4 protein-coding genes are annotated in these 1,765 nt (G+C 33.4%); all 4 read left to right on the top strand.

Features of this window, described 5'->3' with window-relative positions; all coding sequences use genetic code 11:
* Positions 1–125 (top strand): DNA translocase FtsK (locus tag Q0546_RS11245; RefSeq protein WP_298793099.1); only part of this gene is annotated, 125 nt, incomplete at its 5' end.
* 152 nt (positions 126–277) lie between these two features.
* Positions 278–523, top strand: coding sequence for a hypothetical protein (locus Q0546_RS11250; RefSeq protein WP_009293932.1), 246 nt, complete (start codon positions 278–280; stop codon positions 521–523).
* A gap of 329 nt (positions 524–852) precedes the next feature.
* Positions 853–1,065, top strand: coding sequence for a hypothetical protein (locus Q0546_RS11255; RefSeq protein ID WP_009293931.1), 213 nt, complete (start codon positions 853–855; stop codon positions 1,063–1,065).
* Positions 1,066–1,430: 365 nt separating this feature from the next.
* Entirely contained in the window at positions 1,431–1,685 is a 255-nt protein-coding gene (locus Q0546_RS12020) for a site-specific integrase (RefSeq protein WP_223232074.1), read from the top strand.
* Positions 1,686–1,765: the final 80 nt, after the last annotated feature.

The following is a 1,765-nucleotide window of genomic DNA, read 5'->3' on the forward strand; positions in this document are numbered from 1 at the left end:
TCAGCTACCTACAAAGACGCTTAAAAATAGGCTACAACAAAGCTGCAAATATAATAGAACAGATGGAAAAAATGGGCGTTTTAAGCCCTGTAAACGCAAAAGGACAAAGAGAAATTTTGGTTTAAATAAAGATAAAGGAATAAAAATGTTTAAATTTGGAGTTCTCATTTGTATTCCTTTTTTAATACTATATTTTATCTTTGCTCAAGATATTAATACGAGTAATGTAGAGATAAACTCGTCAAAATCAGCTTCTGTGCTAAAAACTCTAAAGTAGATGAGCATACCTTTTTCTGGCAATGAGTATGAGATAGAGAATTTATCTAAGCTAGATAATAAGATGCTAGCGGCAGTGAAAGTATCATTGCCAAAACAAACTGAGCTATATGATGCCATCAAGGGTGATCTAAATAAAGATGGCATAGAGGATGTAGTTGTAGTAATTCAAGAAACATTTAAGGAAAAATTTTTACCTTTTAGTGATGGTTGCGATGAGAGTACCAAGGACGATAAATGGTGTTAAATAGTAAATAAAAATCGTCGTGGTATCATGATCTTGCTCTAAAATGGCGACAAATATGAGGCTGTAGTAACTAAGAGAGATATCTTTGAGAGCCCAAATGAAGATGGTGGCGTTTATTTTCCACCAGAGCTTGCAGTAGAGATAAAAAATAGTGAGCTAAAATTTTTCTATAGTTATGGCAAGTACAGATACTGGGAATATGTTTTTGCGCTAGATGGAAAAGATTTCAAGCTTGTAAGATATTTTAGTAGTGATAATAACGGTCCTGTGCCAGAGTATATAGTGCTAATGGACTTTTTATAAATCATAGGCTAGATAAAAGTGCAAATTTGCTATACCATGGAAATGAAGAGTATAAGAGATACGAAGAGTGTATAGAAAAGTATAAATCTTTATATGATGTGCAAGAAGAGGATGATTATGATGAAACATTTATTAGAAAAACTTACGAGCTAAAAACACAAGAAATTCTACTCTCGAAAGTTAAAAAGGTTGATTATATAGATGGTCGTTGGCTGGATGATTTGCAACAAAGCAGTTAGGAAAAATTTTGAAGATTGATTTTTGGAGTGAATATCTGGGTGATAACGAAGATGAACTTGTTAGATGTGTCGCGGATAAGATATAAAAGCCTTGTGCTAATTTAAATTCTTCTACTAAATTTAATGGATAATGAAAGTTTACGAAATAAAACTATCGTTAAAAATTTAAAAATAAATTTTAGAAATAGCTAAAAACATTTTAAAATATTTAAACTCTTTATGAAGCAAATCCGTATAATGTGCTAATTGACACTTGAAAGAGTTGTAACGTAATTAAAAAAATGCTCTCGATACTTACGAAATAAATTTGACATCTTAATAAACTTTATGATAACTGCAAAGACTTACCACTTGATAAGTGCCCTATAACTCACCTAAATCACGATACAGCAAATCGTATGTGGTGGGCTGTGAGAAACCATCTTGGATATTTAGGGACTAGCAACACTCATGGACTTTACGTATTACGCCATACAGTGGCTTCTAGGTTAGTGAGTTTGAAGGGATTTAACGCTCATAAACTGATGGCTTTTATGGGTCACACAGATATTAAAAGTAGCCTACATTACGTGCATTTAAATGTTGATGATATACGCGATGGTGTGGGAGTTGGTGTTTAGTTAAAAGGTGGTAAAAGTCCTTGGTATTTGGTTGCGGAGGACGGATTTGAACCGCCGACCTTCGGGTTATGAGCCCGACG

It is taken from the genome of uncultured Campylobacter sp., from assembly GCF_937997465.1.
In the GTDB taxonomy this organism is placed as follows: Bacteria; Campylobacterota; Campylobacteria; order Campylobacterales; family Campylobacteraceae; genus Campylobacter_A.

Excerpts from the sequence above, each read along its gene's own strand:
- Q0546_RS11250 (WP_009293932.1), top strand. The coding sequence starts at position 278 with ATGAGCATACCTTTTTCTGGCAATGAGTATGAGATAGAGAATTTATCT.